General features: G+C 71.2%; 17 protein-coding genes. 11 read left to right on the top strand and 6 right to left on the bottom strand.

Going from position 1 to position 14,016, the window contains the following annotated elements:
* From mmsA to Q0Q23_RS09160, 5 genes are all read left to right on the top strand, one after another.
* The coding region (gene mmsA / locus Q0Q23_RS09140) for a CoA-acylating methylmalonate-semialdehyde dehydrogenase (RefSeq protein ID WP_295122276.1) at positions 1–1,118 on the top strand (1,118 nt) is incomplete at its 5' end.
* A 22-nt stretch (positions 1,119–1,140) separates the two neighbouring features.
* Complete coding sequence (locus Q0Q23_RS09145; protein WP_295122278.1) at positions 1,141–2,565, top strand: aspartate aminotransferase family protein; 1,425 nt, start codon at positions 1,141–1,143, stop codon at positions 2,563–2,565.
* 170 nt (positions 2,566–2,735) lie between these two features.
* Positions 2,736–3,827 carry an NYN domain-containing protein gene (locus Q0Q23_RS09150; RefSeq protein WP_295122280.1) on the top strand — a complete coding sequence of 364 codons (1,092 nt, stop codon included), beginning with the start codon at positions 2,736–2,738 and terminating at the stop codon, positions 3,825–3,827.
* Positions 3,824–4,270, top strand: coding sequence for a hypothetical protein (locus Q0Q23_RS09155; protein WP_295122282.1), 447 nt, complete (start codon positions 3,824–3,826; stop codon positions 4,268–4,270). The genes Q0Q23_RS09150 and Q0Q23_RS09155 overlap by 4 nt, the downstream gene beginning before the upstream one ends.
* A gap of 61 nt (positions 4,271–4,331) precedes the next feature.
* Positions 4,332–5,267, top strand: coding sequence for an NADP-dependent oxidoreductase (locus Q0Q23_RS09160; RefSeq protein WP_295122284.1), 936 nt, complete (start codon positions 4,332–4,334; stop codon positions 5,265–5,267).
* A gap of 44 nt (positions 5,268–5,311) precedes the next feature.
* Here the strand turns inward: Q0Q23_RS09160 and Q0Q23_RS09165 are convergent, their stop codons facing one another.
* Positions 5,312–6,697 carry a glutamate decarboxylase gene (locus tag Q0Q23_RS09165; protein ID WP_295122286.1) on the bottom strand — a complete coding sequence of 462 codons (1,386 nt, stop codon included), beginning with the start codon at positions 6,695–6,697 and terminating at the stop codon, positions 5,312–5,314.
* A 132-nt stretch (positions 6,698–6,829) separates the two neighbouring features.
* Positions 6,830–7,075 (bottom strand): hypothetical protein, encoded by a 246-nt coding sequence (locus tag Q0Q23_RS09170; RefSeq protein WP_295122288.1) that lies wholly within the window; start codon positions 7,073–7,075, stop codon positions 6,830–6,832.
* Positions 7,076–7,116: 41 nt separating this feature from the next.
* Between Q0Q23_RS09170 and Q0Q23_RS09175 the strand changes: the two genes are divergently transcribed.
* Entirely contained in the window at positions 7,117–7,905 is a 789-nt protein-coding gene (locus Q0Q23_RS09175; RefSeq protein WP_295122290.1) for a nucleotidyltransferase domain-containing protein, read from the top strand.
* 26 nt (positions 7,906–7,931) lie between these two features.
* On the opposite strand, the gene Q0Q23_RS09180 is transcribed toward Q0Q23_RS09175, so the two are convergent.
* A complete protein-coding gene (locus Q0Q23_RS09180; RefSeq protein ID WP_295122292.1) occupies positions 7,932–8,255 on the bottom strand; it encodes a hypothetical protein in 324 nt (107 codons plus the stop codon).
* A 1-nt stretch (position 8,256) separates the two neighbouring features.
* The gene (locus Q0Q23_RS09185; protein ID WP_295122294.1) at positions 8,257–8,622 is read right to left on the bottom strand and encodes a hypothetical protein; all 366 of its coding nucleotides are present in this window, start codon (positions 8,620–8,622) and stop codon (positions 8,257–8,259) included.
* An 80-nt stretch (positions 8,623–8,702) separates the two neighbouring features.
* Here Q0Q23_RS09185 and Q0Q23_RS09190 point away from each other — a divergent pair, with 80 nt between their 5' ends.
* Genes Q0Q23_RS09190 through Q0Q23_RS09200 form a run of 3 tightly spaced genes read left to right on the top strand, consistent with a single transcriptional unit; the run spans position 8,703 to position 11,072 of the window.
* Positions 8,703–8,948, top strand: coding sequence for a hypothetical protein (locus Q0Q23_RS09190; protein ID WP_241702309.1), 246 nt, complete (start codon positions 8,703–8,705; stop codon positions 8,946–8,948).
* A gap of 30 nt (positions 8,949–8,978) precedes the next feature.
* The gene (locus tag Q0Q23_RS09195) at positions 8,979–10,379 is read left to right on the top strand and encodes an MFS transporter (RefSeq protein ID WP_295122299.1); all 1,401 of its coding nucleotides are present in this window, start codon (positions 8,979–8,981) and stop codon (positions 10,377–10,379) included.
* A 9-nt stretch (positions 10,380–10,388) separates the two neighbouring features.
* Complete coding sequence (locus Q0Q23_RS09200; protein WP_295122301.1) at positions 10,389–11,072, top strand: MgtC/SapB family protein; 684 nt, start codon at positions 10,389–10,391, stop codon at positions 11,070–11,072.
* Between the two features lie 24 nt (positions 11,073–11,096).
* Here Q0Q23_RS09200 and Q0Q23_RS09205 read toward each other — a convergent pair whose 3' ends face one another.
* Positions 11,097–11,375 carry a hypothetical protein gene (locus Q0Q23_RS09205; RefSeq protein WP_295122304.1) on the bottom strand — a complete coding sequence of 93 codons (279 nt, stop codon included), beginning with the start codon at positions 11,373–11,375 and terminating at the stop codon, positions 11,097–11,099.
* Between the two features lie 145 nt (positions 11,376–11,520).
* Between Q0Q23_RS09205 and Q0Q23_RS09210 the strand changes: the two genes are divergently transcribed.
* Positions 11,521–12,012, top strand: a complete 492-nt coding sequence (locus Q0Q23_RS09210; protein WP_295122306.1) for a MarR family transcriptional regulator — start codon at positions 11,521–11,523, stop codon at positions 12,010–12,012.
* Between the two features lie 60 nt (positions 12,013–12,072).
* Here the strand turns inward: Q0Q23_RS09210 and Q0Q23_RS09215 are convergent, their stop codons facing one another.
* A complete protein-coding gene (locus Q0Q23_RS09215; protein ID WP_295122308.1) occupies positions 12,073–13,137 on the bottom strand; it encodes a nitronate monooxygenase family protein in 1,065 nt (354 codons plus the stop codon).
* A 168-nt stretch (positions 13,138–13,305) separates the two neighbouring features.
* Here Q0Q23_RS09215 and Q0Q23_RS09220 point away from each other — a divergent pair, with 168 nt between their 5' ends.
* The gene (locus Q0Q23_RS09220) at positions 13,306–13,995 is read left to right on the top strand and encodes an alpha/beta family hydrolase (RefSeq protein WP_295122310.1); all 690 of its coding nucleotides are present in this window, start codon (positions 13,306–13,308) and stop codon (positions 13,993–13,995) included.
* Positions 13,996–14,016 lie beyond the last annotated feature (21 nt).

Below are 14,016 nucleotides of genomic sequence, written 5' to 3' on the forward strand. Positions count from 1 at the left end.
GCGAGCAGGTCTCCACCGGCATCGACGTGCACAGCGTCAAGCAGCCCGTCGGCGTGGTCGCGTGCATCACCCCGTTCAACTTCCCGGTGATGGTCCCGCTGTGGATGGTCGCGAGCGCCATCGCGTGCGGGAACACCGTCGTGCTCAAGCCGAGCGAGAAGGACCCGTCCGCGTCCGTCTACCTCGCGAAGCTCTTCGCCGAAGCGGGCTTGCCCGCCGGCGTCCTCAACGTGGTCCACGGCGACAAGGAGGCCGTCGACACCCTGCTCGACTCTCCCGACGTCTCCGCCGTCTCGTTCGTCGGATCCACGCCGATCGCGCGGTCGATCTACCAGCGCGCCAGCGCCAACGGCAAGCGTGTGCAGGCGCTCGGCGGAGCGAAGAACCACATGGTGGTGCTCGAAGACGCCGACATCGAAGCCGCGGCCGACGCCGCGGTCTCGGCGGCGTACGGCTCAGCGGGCGAGCGGTGCATGGCGGTCAGCGTGCTCGTCGCGGTCGGCACCGCAGGCGATGCGCTCGTCCCGGCCATCCAGCGGCGCCTCGGCGCGCTCGCGATCGGTCCCGGCACCGACCCGGCCAGCGAGATGGGGCCGCTCATCACGCGCGAGCACCGCGACAAGGTCGCATCGTACGTCGCGAAGGCCGAGGCAGAGGGCGCCACGGTCGTGGTCGACGGCACCGCCCAGCAGTTCGACGGCGACGGCTTCTTCGTCGGCGTCAGCCTGATCGACGACGTCACGCCCGGCACGGCCGTCTACGACGACGAGATCTTCGGTCCGGTGCTCTCGGTGGTGCGTGTCGACACCTTCGACGACGCGGTCGCCCTCATCAACGCGAATCAGTACGGCAACGGCGTCGCGCTGTTCACGCGCGACGGCGGCGCGGCACGCCAGTTCGAGTTCGAGGTCGAGGTGGGGATGGTCGGCATCAACGTCCCGATCCCCGTCCCGGTCGGCGCATACTCGTTCGGAGGATGGAAGAACTCGCTGTTCGGCGACTCCCACATCTACGGGCCCGAGTCGTTCCACTTCTACACGCGCAGCAAGGTCGTGACCACGCGCTGGCCCGACCCGGTGCACTCGAAGATCGAACTCGCCTTCCCCGGCAACTCCTGATCCACCGGAAGGGACCACTCGCATGACCGACACCATCCCCACCGCCGCCGGCTCGGCCGCCCGCACGGGGTTCACCGACCGCCGCGGCATCGAGCACGCCTTCGGCGACTCCGACGCCGAGACCCAGGTGCGCAGCGACGACCGCAGTCACGTCTTCCACTCGTGGAGCGCGCAAGCGCAGATCGACCCGCTGCCGATCGCCGCCGGCGAGGGCTCGACGTTCTGGGACTACCAGGGCAACGCGTACCTCGACTTCAGCTCGCAGCTGGTCAACCTCAATCTGGGGCATCAGCATCCCGACCTGGTCGCCGCCATCCAGCAGCAGGCCGGTCGACTCGCGACCATCCAGCCCTCGATGGCGAACGATGTGCGCGGCGAGCTCGCCCGGCGCATCGCACGCGTGGCCCCGGGCACCCTCAACCGGGTGTTCTTCACGAACGGCGGAGCGGACGCGAACGAGTACGCCGTGCGCCTGGCGCGGCGGGTCACCGGCCGTCGCAAGGTGCTCTCGATGTACCGCTCCTATCACGGCGGCACGGCCACGGCCATCTCGCTGACGGGCGACCCCCGGCGCTGGGCCAATGAGCCGAGCGATCCATCGGTCGCGCACTTCTTCGGGCCGTACCTCTACCGCTCGGCGTTCCACGCGACCACGGCCGAGGAGGAAACGCGGCGGGCGCTCGAGCACCTCGAGAACGTCATCGTGCTCGAGGGCGCGGCCACCGTCGCCGCGATCATCATCGAGACGCTCGTCGGCACCAACGGCGTGCTCGTGCCGCCGCCCGGCTACCTCGCCGGTGTGCGCGCCCTCTGCGACAAGTACGGGATCGTCTACATCGCCGACGAGGTGATGGTCGGCTTCGGACGCGTCGGCGAATGGTTCGCGGTCGACGCCTTCGACGTCGTGCCCGACCTCATCACCTTCGCCAAGGGCGTCAACTCCGGCTACGTCCCGCTCGGCGGTGTCGTGATCGCCGACGCGATCGCGTCGTTCTTCGATGACGTGTCGTTCCAGGGCGGCCTGACCTACTCCGGCCACCCTCTGGCGTGCGCCGCCGGCGTCGCGACGTTCGACGTGTTCGAGCGCGACGGCGTCCTCGAGCGCGTGCGCGACCTCGGCGAGCGCGTCGTCGAGCCCGAGATCACCGCGTGGCTGGAGCGACACCCGTCCCTGGGAGAGGTACGCGGACGCGGGCTGTTCTGGGCGCTCGAGCTCGTGCGCGACCGCGAGACCAGAGAGCCCCTGGTCCCGTTCAACGCCGCAGGTGCCGACGCCGCCCCGATGGGCGCGGTCGCGGCGGCGTGCAAGGCCGCCGGCGTCTGGCCGTTCACGCACTTCAACCGCGTCCACATCGCCCCGCCGCTCGTCATCGACGAAAGCGAACTGCGCCGCGGGCTGGCCGCGATCGACGCGGCCCTCACCGTCGCCGACGGTTACGTCGCCTGACCGCCGGCCGGTCATCGACGCGACACAGGGACGCGGCTCGACACAGGGACGCGACTCCACACAGGGACGCGACTCGACACAGGGGACGCGACTCGCCGCTCCGCCCCGCGAGCAGCGGCGAGTCGCGTCCCCTGTGCGTGCGTTCGCCCGTGCCGGGATATCGTGACTGCATGAGCGAACCCGGGGACGGCCGCGTCGCGGTCTATATCGACTTCGACAACATCGTCATCTCGCGCTACGACCAAGTGCACGGCCGCGGTCAGTTCATGCGCGACCGTCAGAAGTCGGGAACGCAGCCGAAGCCGGCGTTCGTGGCGAAACTGGCCGAGGCGCGGGTCGACCTCGGCGCCGTCATCGACTTCGCGTCCTCCTTCGGCACGCTCGTGCTCACCCGGGCGTATGCGGACTGGTCCGCGGCGGTCAATGCCGAATACCGCGGGCAGCTCGTCGGCCGGGCCGTCGATCTGGTGCAGCTGTTCCCCGCGGCGGCGTACGCCAAGAACGGCGCCGATATCCGGCTCGCGGTCGATGCCGTCGAGGATCTCTTCCGTCTCCCCGAGCTCACCCACGTGGTGATCGTCGCGGGCGACTCCGACTACATCCCGCTGGCCCAGCGCATCAAACGTCTCGGACGGTACGTGATCGGCATCGGCGTCGCCGGTTCGACGGCCCGCTCGCTCGCCGCGGCGTGCGACGAGTTCGTCAGCTACGACGACCTTCCCGGCATCGCCCGAGACGAGGCGGCCACCGACGTCGCCGAGGCGGCGGCCCCGTCCGGCCCGGAAGCAGCCCTGGCGGAGGCTGCCACGGCGTCCGCAACCGCGCCCACGTCGGCGTCCCCGGCCGGCGACGCGGGCGCTCCCGCCGAAGCCGACGAGAGCGCCCCGGACGCCGCGCAGCCCAAACGCCCCGCACGCAAACGCAAGGCGGCGGCGCCCGAACCCGAATCCGAAGACGAGCCCGCCGAGGACCCGCAGATCGTCGCCACCCGCCTGCTGGCCCGCGCGATGCAGCTGGGCCATGAGAAAGACGACTCCGAGTGGCTGCACAGCTCGTCGGTGAAAGGGCAGATGAAGCGGATGGACCCGTCGTTCAGCGAGAAGGCGCTCGGTTTCCGCTCGTTCAGCGACTTCATCAAGTCCCGCAGCTCCCTCGTCGAGCTCGATGACAGTTCGACGGCCCAGATGCTGCGGCTGGTGCCGGCCCGATCTCGTCGGGTCCGCCACAGCGGCAAGGCTTCCGACGCGGTGTCGGCGTCGTGAGTGACCCCACCGCCGCGCCGCAGCCGTCCGCCCGCCCGGCGTCCGGCCGTCGACCCGGCGTGGTCACCGCAGTCGCGGTGCTCTGCTGGGTCGTCGGAGGTCTGGAGCTGGTGCTGAGCATCCTGGTCCTGGTGCTCGCGGCGGTCCCCGGTGCGCTCCCGTCGACGCTGGCCGGGAGTCTGTTCGCCTCGTCGATCGGCTACCTCGTCGTGGCGCTCGCCTACCTGGCGGTGGGCTTCGGCGTCTTCCGCGGTGTCGATGTCGCGCGTGTGATCGTGCTGCTCGCGAGCCTGATCCACCTGGCCGTCGGGCTCTACACCGCACTCACGAGCGAACCGATCGCCGGCATCCTGTCGATGGGGCTCGCCATCGCGATCGCCCTCCCGCTGTGGATCGGTCGCGGAGCGGCCTGGTTCGAGATCCGACGTCGCCCGCGCACCTGACGCGCCGCGCCGATCGCCGGATGCTGAGGCGTCGCTCAGGATGCGCGCGTTGACTGTCGGCATGGCACGTGTGTGGATGGCAGAGCAGTGGGGCACCCCCGACACCTGGACGTTCGTGGAGCGGGAGGTCCCTCGCCCCGGACGCGGGGAGGCGACCATCCGGGTCCGCGCCGCCGGCGTCAACCCGGCCGACTACAAGCACGTCGCCGGCCCACGCCCCCGGGTCGAGCTGCCGGTGCCGATCGGCTACGAGGTCGCCGGTGAGCTCGTCGCACTCGGACCGGACACCGAGATCGCCTCGGGCGGCGGTGCGCCGGGCGATCCCGTCGTCGCCTTCCGGATCCGGGGCGGCTACGCCACCGAGGTGACCGTTCCCGCGTCGGATGTCTTCGCCAAGCCCGCGGTACTCTCCGACGAGGAAGCCGCGAACCTCCTGCTCGCCGGATCCACTGCAGCGCAGATGCTCGACGTCACCAACGTGGGGCCCGGCGACACCGTCCTCGTGCACGGAGCGTCGGGCGCGGTCGGTGTGAGCATCCTGCAGCAGGCTGCAGAGATCGGGGCGCACGTCATCGGCACGGCGAGCGAAAGCAGTTTCGCGCGCGTCCGCCGCTTCGGCGGTCATCCCGTCGCGTACGGGCCCGGGCTCGCCGACCGCGTCCGCGATGCCGCCCGGGGTCCCGTTGCTGCTGCGCTCGACACGGTGGGCACGGCGGAGGCCGTGGACGTGTCGCTCGAGCTGGTGCCCGACCGCGACCGCATCGTCACGATCGTGGCCGCCGACCGGGCGAAGGCCGGCGGCTTCCACGCGGTCGCCGGTGCGCAGCCGGAGAGCGCCGCGTTCCGCGACGCGGTTCGACCCAAGCTGCTGCAACTCGCCGCCGAGGGCCGGCTGCAGGTGCCGATCGCGCGCACCTATCCGCTCGCCGACGCCCCGGAGGCGTTGCGCTTCCTCGCCGAGGGCCATCCCGGCGGCAAGATCGCGCTGCTGCCGTAGCGCCGGAGCCCGGTGGCGCCACAGCACCGGAGCGCGGCGACCCGCTAGTGATGGAACGGCACCCGCGTCGGTCCCGGCATCGGTGCCCGGAGCTCGTCCAGTTCGTGAACCGCGGTCGTGATCGCGTCGACCAGCCCTCCCGCGAGATCGCGACTGAGCCCGTTGCGGATGACCGCGCGCTGCACCGTCACCTCGGTCAACGCCTCCGGCATCGGGTACGCCGGCACGAGCCAGCCGCGGGCGCGAAGCCGGGCGGAGAGATCGTAGAGCGTCCACGGCGCCCCGTGATCGGCGTTCAACTGCCAGGCGGTCACCGGGATGTCGGAACCGTCGGTCCAGATCTGGAAGTGCGGGAGCGTGGCAACCTGGTCGGCGAGGTAGCGCGCGACGTCGCGGGAGGCCGCCTGCACGCGGCGATACCCGTCGAAACCGAGCCGCAGGAACTGGTAGTACTGCAGCAGCACCTGTGCTCCGGGGCGGGAGAAGTTGAGCGCGAACGTCGGCATCTCGCCGCCCAGGTAGCTGACGCGGAAGACGAGGTCGTCCGGCAGAAGCTCCGCCTCACGCCAGACCACCCAGCCGATGCCCGGATAGACGAGCCCGTACTTGTGACCGGAGGTGTTGATGGAGGCCACCCGCTCCAGCCGGAAGTCCCACTCGATCTCCGGCTGCAGGAACGGCGCGACCATCGCGCCGGACGCGCCGTCCACGTGGATGGGCACGTCGATGCCCGAGTGCGCCTGGATGGCGTCGAGGGCGTCGCTGATCGCCTTCACGGGCTCGTAACGGCCGGTGTACGTCACCCCCATGATCGCGACGACGCCGATGGTGTTCTCGTCCACGTACCGTTCGAGCTCGGTGCCGTCGAGGGTCGGATGCTCCAGCGAGATCGGCACGAACCGCGGCTCCACCTCGAAGTAGTTGCAGAACTTCTCCCAGCAGACCTGAACGGCGGCGCTCATCACCAGGTTGGGCTTCTCGGTGGAGAGCCCCGCCGCCCGCCGCCGGTGCTGCCAGCGCCGCTTGAGCGCCAGTCCGCCGAGCATGCAGGCCTCCGACGACCCGATGGTGGAGGTCCCGATGGACCGCTCGGGGTGCGGCGCGTTCCAGAGCCCGGCGAGCATCCGCCAGCATCTCTCCTCGATCGCGGCCGTCTGCGGATACTCGTCTTTGTCGACGATGTTCTTGTCCACGGCCTCGGCGTACAGCCGGCCGGCCGGATCCTCCATCCAGGTGCCGACGAACGTGGCGAGGTTCAGCCGCGCATTGCCGTCGAGCATCGCCTCGTCGTGGACCACCTGGAACGCCGTCTCCGGCAGGGACTCCCCGCTCGGAAGCTCGAACCGCGGGAACTCCGTCGCCTCCCCCGGCCGCGAGAACACCGGATTGAGGCCCACGGCCTCGTCGGGAGACTCAAAGCCCTGTCGCATGAGGCGAGCTAATCATGGACGGACCAGGAACACGAGTATCGTCTGAGAACGCTCATCCCCGGCACCCGGCCGCAGCGCGCACAACTCCCCCTGACGCTCACGGCCGTGCCGCGAGCGCTCACACCCGGTCGCTCATTCGACCTGCAGCTGCGTCCGCGCGGGCGACGGGCAGACGAGGAAGACGTGGCCGTGGTCGCGCTCCGTCGTGTGCTCGTCGATCCGGCGGGTGCAGAGCGGGCACGTCGCGGCTTCCGTCCTCGGTGCCTCCGGGCCGTACGGGCCGAGGGGAGGCGGGCCGAGGACCGGGAGCAGCTTGGCGTCCAGCCATTCGGCCGCACGCTCGGCGCGAGTGCCGAGCCGGCTCTCCACCTTGTCCATGCTTCGATGGTAGGCCGGTCGCGTCCCGATAGCATCGGGGGATGCGCGCCGTCCCCGATTCCCTCGACGCCGCCGTCGTCGCGGCGATCGACGGCCGGCTCGCACGGGTGTGCGCCGAGCACGGCGTCACCATTCCGCTGGCCGTGGAGAGCGGGAGCCGGGCCTGGGGCTTCCCGTCGCCGGACAGCGACTACGACGCCCGCTTCCTCTTCCTGCGGCCGGTCGAGGACTACCTCCGGCTGACCCCGCTGCGCGACGTCGTGGAGACCCCGCTGGACGCCGTCTTCGACGTGAACGGCTGGGATGTGCGGAAGGCGCTCGCCCTCCTGGTGCGCGGCAACGCCACCGTGACCGAGTGGCTGCGCTCACCGATCGTCTACAGCGCCGATCCCGGATTCACCGGCGGCATGCTGGAACTGGCCGACCGCATCCTCGACCGGGAACGCGTGCTCGACCACTACCTGCACATCGGACGGCGGCACGCGGCCGACCCCGGCGGCAAGCTCAAGCGGTTCTTCTACGCGCTGCGACCCGCCGCCACCCTCCGCTGGCTGCGGGTGCACGCAGACCGTGCCGTCGCGCCGATGGACCTGCCGACGCTGATGGCCGAGAACGACGCGGCCGCCGATGTCGCGGACGCGGTGGACGAGCTCATCGCGCTGAAATCGGTCACCCGCGAACTCGGCGCCGCCGAGCCCCCGCTCCTGCTGCGCCGATTCGTCGAGCAGGAGTTCACGGCGGCGGAGGAACGTCCGGCCGGCGCGCGTTCGGAGCCCACCACAGGCATGCGGCAGGCCGACGCGTACTTCCGGGAGCTCGTGCTCCCCTGACGGGTCCCGATCGCGCTCGCGCGGGGTCAGCGCTCGACGACCTCGCCGCGCTCGGCCTCCTCCTCCGGCATCACCACCATGCCGCCTGTGCGCTGGCTGGTCTGCAGCAGCGCTTCCATCCAGCGCTCGTTGAGCGCGGGAGGACGGCTGCCGGTGAACACGAAGGCCAGCGGGATCTCGCGGCTGATCCACAAGCTCATGCGGCCTCCGCCCTGTTCGACCGGGATCTCCCAGTTGAGCAGGAAGCTCTCGTGACGGCGCAGCTTCGTCACCAGCGCGATCTTGACGTGTGCAAGGGTGCGGTCGTCGAACTCGTACTCGCGGCCGCCGCCGTAGACCAGCTTGCCCACCTCAGTCTCGCTGACGCTTCGTGCGGGCTTCGCGGAAGCTGCCCTCCGGCACTTCCTCACGGATCTCGGCGAGCAACTCGTCCTCCAGCATCAGGCCGCCGTTGCCGTTGGCCTTCTCGGTGAGGATCGCCAGCCACTCCCGGTTGAGTTCGGGCAGGTGCGGACGCGCGAACACGAACTGGAGGCTGATCGACGGGTCGAGCCAGATCGACCGCAGGGTCGGCTCCGCCCCTCCCGTGCGGTCCGGCCAGAGGAGCAGGAATCCCTCGCGGCGGCGCAGCTTGGTGGCGATCACCGCCTGCAGATGAGCGAGCACCCGGTCGTCGAACGTGAAGCCGTCGGCCCCGTCGTAGATCAGCGTTCCCATCGCGTCCCCTCCAGCACACACTTTCGCCGTCCGCCCGCGCGCCGTCAAGTCGTCGCGCCGCAGCGGCGTAAAGTCCGGCCATGGACGCTCTCACGCGAACCATCAAAGCGGCACTTCTGTACGAGGACGGCCGCACCCTGGACAGTGTCGTGGTCGTGCCGCTGATCGGTGGCTGTCCACCGGGCGAGATCCGGGTCGCCACCACCTTCGCCGGCGCTCTCGCCTACGACGTGTACGAGCTGGACGATGACGAGGAGTTCTCCTCGATGCCGGCCTACCCGTACCGGTCGACGATCCCGCTCACCACGGACGATCTCGACGACTGAGCCCCTCCCCCGCCCGCGTAAGGTGGTCGGGTGACCGACTCGACCGCCCCCGCCCGCGCCGGCTGGGCGGTTGCGGCACTCAGCCTCGGAACGCTGCTGAACCCGCTCAACTCGTCGATGATCGCGGTCGCCCTGGTGCCGTTGCAGCGCGACTTCCAGGTCAGTGTCACGACCGTGACCTGGGTGGTGACGTCGTTCTACCTCGCGTCGGCCGCCGGCCAGCCGCTCATGGGTCGGTTCGCCGACCGGTTCGGGCCGCGCCGCCTGTTCCTCTTCGGGATGCTCGTCGTCGCGCTCGCGTGTGCCGCCACGCCGTTCGCGAACTCGTTCGCCGCGGTGTGCGCGGGGCGGGTGGCGCTCGCCATCGGCACCGCGACGGCCTTTCCGTCGGCGATCGCGATGCTGCGCTCGATCACGGCGGGCAGCCGGGTAGGAACCCCGCGGCTGCTGGGCCGCATCCAGATCGCCAACACCTCCGGGGCGGCGATCGGTCCGGTGCTCGGCGGCGTCCTGGTGACCTTTCTCGGCTGGCAGGCGATCTTCTGGGTCAACGTGCCGCTCGCCGCCCTCGCCTTCACCGGGGTGAGCCTCTTCGCTCCAGGGGATGCCGCCCGCGAACGCACGCCGCTGCGCCGCACCGTCGCGGAGTCGGACGTGCCGGGCATCCTGCTCTTCGTCGCGACTCTCACCGCGCTCCTGGTCTTCCTGCTCGATCTGCGTCCGCAGCCGCTGTGGTGGCTGCTTCCGGTGGTGCCGGTCGCCGCCGGGTTGTTCGTCTGGCGGGAGCTGCGCACGCACCACCCGTTCCTCGACCTGCGGCTGCTCGCCGCCAATCGGCGACTGCTGATGGTCTACCTCTGCTTCGCCGTCTTCAACATCGTCTACTACAGCGCGTTCTTCGGCCTCCCGCAGTACTTGCAGGAGCACGGCGGCTACTCGGCCGGGATCGCCGGGCTGCTCATGTTCCCGCTCGCCGCCGTGACCATCGCGGTCACCCCTGTGGCGGCCCGCGCCATCGAGAGCGTCGGGCTGCGGCCGACGCTGCTCGCCGGAGCGTCCGCACTCGTCGTGGGCGCCGTGCTCCTCGGCTTCGCCGCCGTCACGACGACTCCGTGGGTCATGCTGGCGCTGACCGCGGCTCTGGGCATCCCGTACTGCGTGGTGAGCATCGCGATGAACCAGGCGCTGTACTCGGCCGCGCGCCCCCAGGACGCGGGTGTCGCCGCCGGCATCTTCCAGACCTCCCGCTACGTCGGAGCGATCGTGGCGACGACGGTCCTCGGCCTGCTCTTCAGCGCAGGGACCACCTCCGGCAGTTGGCTCGCCGCGGTCGCGGTGGCGTCCGCGCTGGCGGTCGTGCACCTGTGCCTGCTCGTCTTCGTGCGGCCGCGCGATCGAAGCGGGGGTGCCACGGAGTCCGCACCCTCCTAGACTCCGCCCATGGGCGTGTGGCTGGGAACGGGGGCGCTGGCGGAACAACTCGTTCTGCTTCTGCTGGCCTTCGTCCTCTCGGCGGTCATCGGCATCGAGCGCGAGCGCCAGTTCAAGAGCGCGGGGCTGCGCACCCACATCCTGGTCGGCCTCGGCTCAGGCCTGTTCACGCTCGTGTCGGCGTACGGGTTCGCCTCGCTCGGCCTCGGCGCCGTCGACCCGTCCCGGATCGCAGCACAGGTCGTCACCGGAATCGGGTTCGTCGGAGCCGGGGTGATCTTCGTGAACAGGGGCAATGTCGTCGGTCTGACCACCGCCGCATCGATCTGGGTCACCGCCGCTGTCGGCATGGCGTGCGGCGCCGGCCTGCCTCTGCTCGCCGTCGCCGGCACGGCGCTGCACCTGCTGGCGGTCGGGACGCTCCCCACCGCCGAACGGTTGCTGCGCCGCCGCTCGGCGAACCGGCTCGTCGTGCGCGTCACGCCCTCCGGCGACCGCCTCGGAGCCGTGCTGGACCTCATCTCCGCCGCAGGCCTCCACGCGCGCATCGAGAACCTGCAGCGCCGCGCGGACGCCGACCTCGAGCTCGCCGTCCACGTGCGCGGCAAGCGGAAGGACGCCGACCGGCTCCTCGCGGACCTCGGGGCGATCGACGGGGTGGTGAGCGTGACCTCCGGCCCGCTCCGCGCCTGAGCGGGAACGGCTCGATCCGGGCCGTCATCGCCGACGATCTCTATCCGCGTCGCCCGCGCGCTGAGCCCCATGCGACGGCCGGTGCTCCGCACGGGGATAGTCACCACTGCGCTGATGGGTGCTCCTGACGAGGGGAGGCCTCTCGTCGCGCTGGGAGCCGACGTAGGCACCCGCCGTCTCCGGGTCGGGCCCGTGCCCCTCGCTCTCGGTGTACTGCCCGTGGACGATGCGGCCTTCTGCCGTCTCGGGCTCGGCCTGGGTGTACCGCCCTTCGACGTTGTCGCGTTCTCGCGCTTCGACCATGTCGATCGCCTCCTTTAGTTGCGACATCGCAATTATCTCTCCGATCCGCCGCGTGGGGCGCAACTCACGCGACACTCGCAGGCTGCTCGCAGCCACACCTCCCACCCCGGTGCGCCCGAGCGTCGATGCACGATAGAACTAGAGGGTGAGTCACGACGACCAGCACGCCAGAGACGTCGACGCCGCGCTGCAGGCGGCCGATGTGATGATGCGGGTCGCCGCCCGCTCGGTCACTGAGGTCGAGGACATCGTCACCTCGCCGCAACTGCGCGTCCTGGTGATGATCGCCACTCACGGACCGCAGACACTCGGCGCAGTGGCGACCGAGCTGAGCGTGCACGCCTCCAACGCCACGCGGACTGCTGAGAAGCTGGTGCGCGCGGGGCTGATCCACCGCACCGAGGATCCCGCCGACCGCCGCTTCGTGCGTGTCGCGCTCACGCCCGCGGGCGTCCAGCTGGTGGAGAGGGTCATCGGCCACCGGCGCTCCGCCCTGGCGGAGGTCCTGGCCGGGATGGACCCGGACGAGCGCGAAGCCGCCGTCGCCTCGTTCCGCGCCTTCGCGCGCGCAGCCGGCGACCTCCCGGATCCGGACGGACGGTTCACCCTGCTGCTTCCGGGGACGGCCGGGGTCTAGGCGACACCGCCAGGCGCCGGTCGGGCGGGCGCGTCACCGCTTCTCGCTCGGCGCCGTGCGTCACCGCTCGTCCGGGACGCCCGCCGCGAGTTCCGCGAACACGTCCGCCGCGTCGTCGAGCCGGGAGAGCCCTGCGCTCTGCCCCATCCACAGCGACAGCAGTTCGGGTCGCCCGCCGTCCGCCTGAGCAGCACGGCGGAACACGCCCGTGAGGATGTTCTGCAGCGGGAAGCTCGCCGCGGCGCCGCTGTGTTCGATGGAGCGCACGGCGCGGTTCGGCAGGCCGCGGGCGACCCGGCCGCTCATCGCGCGGGTCAGCACGGTGTCGTTCGCGAGCGCAGTGCGGATGCGCTCGCGATGGACGGCCGGAGCGGCCGACTGCGTCGTGGCCAGGAACACCGTGCCGGCCTGCACGGCCGACGCCCCGAGGGCGAAGGCCGCCGCCACGCCCCGGCGGTCGGCGATGCCACCGGCGGCGATGACGGGAATGCCGACCGCATCCACGACCTGCGGGATGAGCGAGAGGCCGCCGACGAGACTCCGTTCCGATTCGAGCAGGAACGACGGCCGGTGGCCCGCGGCCTCGGACCCGGACGCGACGACGGCGTCCACTCCCCCGGCTTCGAGGGCGCGCGCCTCGGCGACCGTCGTCGCGGCGCCGATGACGAGAATCCCCCGATCGTGCGCCTGCGCGATCACATCGGGCGACGGCACGCCGAACACGAAGCTGAGCGCGGCGGGCCTCGCCTCCAGGGCCGCCTCCACCTGCTCGTCGAACCCGGGCAGCGGTGCGACAGGCCAGTCGGGAGGCCGCACTCCGGCCTCCGCGAACAGCTCGGCCATACCCGAGAGAGCGCGGTCGAACTCGGCTCGATCGAAGTCCGCAGGGTCGCGCTCTCCCGGCTCCCGGTGCGACAGCCACAGGTTGAGCGCGAACGGACGGTCGGTGCGCGCCCGCAGCTCGGCGACCGTGGCGTGGATGCGGTCGGCGCCGAAGCCGTACAGGCCGAAGGACCCCAGGCCTCCCGCAGCGCTCACGGCCGCCGTCAGCTCGACGGACGAGAGACCACCGAAGGGTCCCAGCACCACCGGCACGTCGATTCCCAGACGACTGGTCAGGTTCATGCGTTCGTCTCCTCGGTCCACGCGCCGACGCCGTCACATTCCTTGCACAATCGCAAACGTATGCGCAACGGTGATTCTACCGACGCGGACGATCGATGAAGCGCCGGTCAGGTCTCCACCGCGCACCCGGACTGTCCCGCGCGGTTTCCCAGGCGGTAGCGTCGAGTCGTGGATGCAGCAGCAGGTCGCCTGATCGACGTCTCGACCAGCAGCGGCCCCGGGCGGCTCACGGTCGCGGATGCCGCGTCGCCGCGGGCCGTGCTCTGGCTCGGCCACGGCGCCGGCGGAGGCATCGGCGCCGTCGATCTGGCAGCCCTCGCCTCCGCACTCCCCTCGGCCGGCATCACCGTCGCCCGCTACGAGCAGCCATGGCGAGTCGCCGGCAAGCGCGTGGCCTCGCGCCCGGCCGCACTCGACTCGGCCTGGCTCGAGACCGCTGCCGCCGTCGACCGCCTCGCGGACGGGCTCCCGGTGATCAGCGGCGGCCGAAGCGCCGGAGCGCGGGTGGCCTGCCGAACGGCCCGGACCACCGGAGCCGCCGGCGTGCTGTGCCTGGCCTTTCCGCTCCACCCGCCCGGACGACCCGACGCGTCGCGGCTCGACGAGTTGCTGACGCCGACCGTGCCGACACTGGTGCTGCAGGGCGACCGCGACACCTTCGGCCCGGCCGAGCTGCTGCGCGCCGAGGTGGACGCCGCAGCCGGCGGCCACGACGGTGTGCGCATCGTGACGGTTCCCGGCGCGGACCACGGGATGAGGACGCTGAAGTCGTCGCCACTCGGAGCACGCGACGTGCGCGAGCTGATCGCGGCCTCCGCCCTCGCCTTCATCGACGAGACGCTCGCAGCGTCGCACTGACCGCTTTTCGCGCCCTGCTCC

Origin of the sequence: uncultured Leifsonia sp. (genome assembly GCF_945957465.1) — a bacterium.
Lineage (GTDB): Bacteria > Actinomycetota > Actinomycetes > Actinomycetales > Microbacteriaceae > Leifsonia.

Excerpts from the sequence above, each read along its gene's own strand:
- Q0Q23_RS09150 (WP_295122280.1), top strand. The coding sequence starts at position 2,736 with ATGAGCGAACCCGGGGACGGCCGCGTCGCGGTCTATATCGACTTCGAC.
- Q0Q23_RS09145 (WP_295122278.1), top strand. The coding sequence starts at position 1,141 with ATGACCGACACCATCCCCACCGCCGCCGGCTCGGCCGCCCGCACGGGG.
- Q0Q23_RS09200 (WP_295122301.1), top strand. The coding sequence starts at position 10,389 with ATGGGCGTGTGGCTGGGAACGGGGGCGCTGGCGGAACAACTCGTTCTG.
- Q0Q23_RS09185 (WP_295122294.1), bottom strand. The coding sequence starts at position 8,622 with ATGGGAACGCTGATCTACGACGGGGCCGACGGCTTCACGTTCGACGAC.
- Q0Q23_RS09190 (WP_241702309.1), top strand. The coding sequence starts at position 8,703 with ATGGACGCTCTCACGCGAACCATCAAAGCGGCACTTCTGTACGAGGAC.
- Q0Q23_RS09160 (WP_295122284.1), top strand. The coding sequence starts at position 4,332 with ATGGCACGTGTGTGGATGGCAGAGCAGTGGGGCACCCCCGACACCTGG.
- Q0Q23_RS09215 (WP_295122308.1), bottom strand. The coding sequence starts at position 13,137 with ATGAACCTGACCAGTCGTCTGGGAATCGACGTGCCGGTGGTGCTGGGA.
- Q0Q23_RS09175 (WP_295122290.1), top strand. The coding sequence starts at position 7,117 with ATGCGCGCCGTCCCCGATTCCCTCGACGCCGCCGTCGTCGCGGCGATC.
- Q0Q23_RS09170 (WP_295122288.1), bottom strand. The coding sequence starts at position 7,075 with ATGGACAAGGTGGAGAGCCGGCTCGGCACTCGCGCCGAGCGTGCGGCC.
- Q0Q23_RS09165 (WP_295122286.1), bottom strand. The coding sequence starts at position 6,697 with ATGCGACAGGGCTTTGAGTCTCCCGACGAGGCCGTGGGCCTCAATCCG.
- Q0Q23_RS09205 (WP_295122304.1), bottom strand. The coding sequence starts at position 11,375 with ATGGTCGAAGCGCGAGAACGCGACAACGTCGAAGGGCGGTACACCCAG.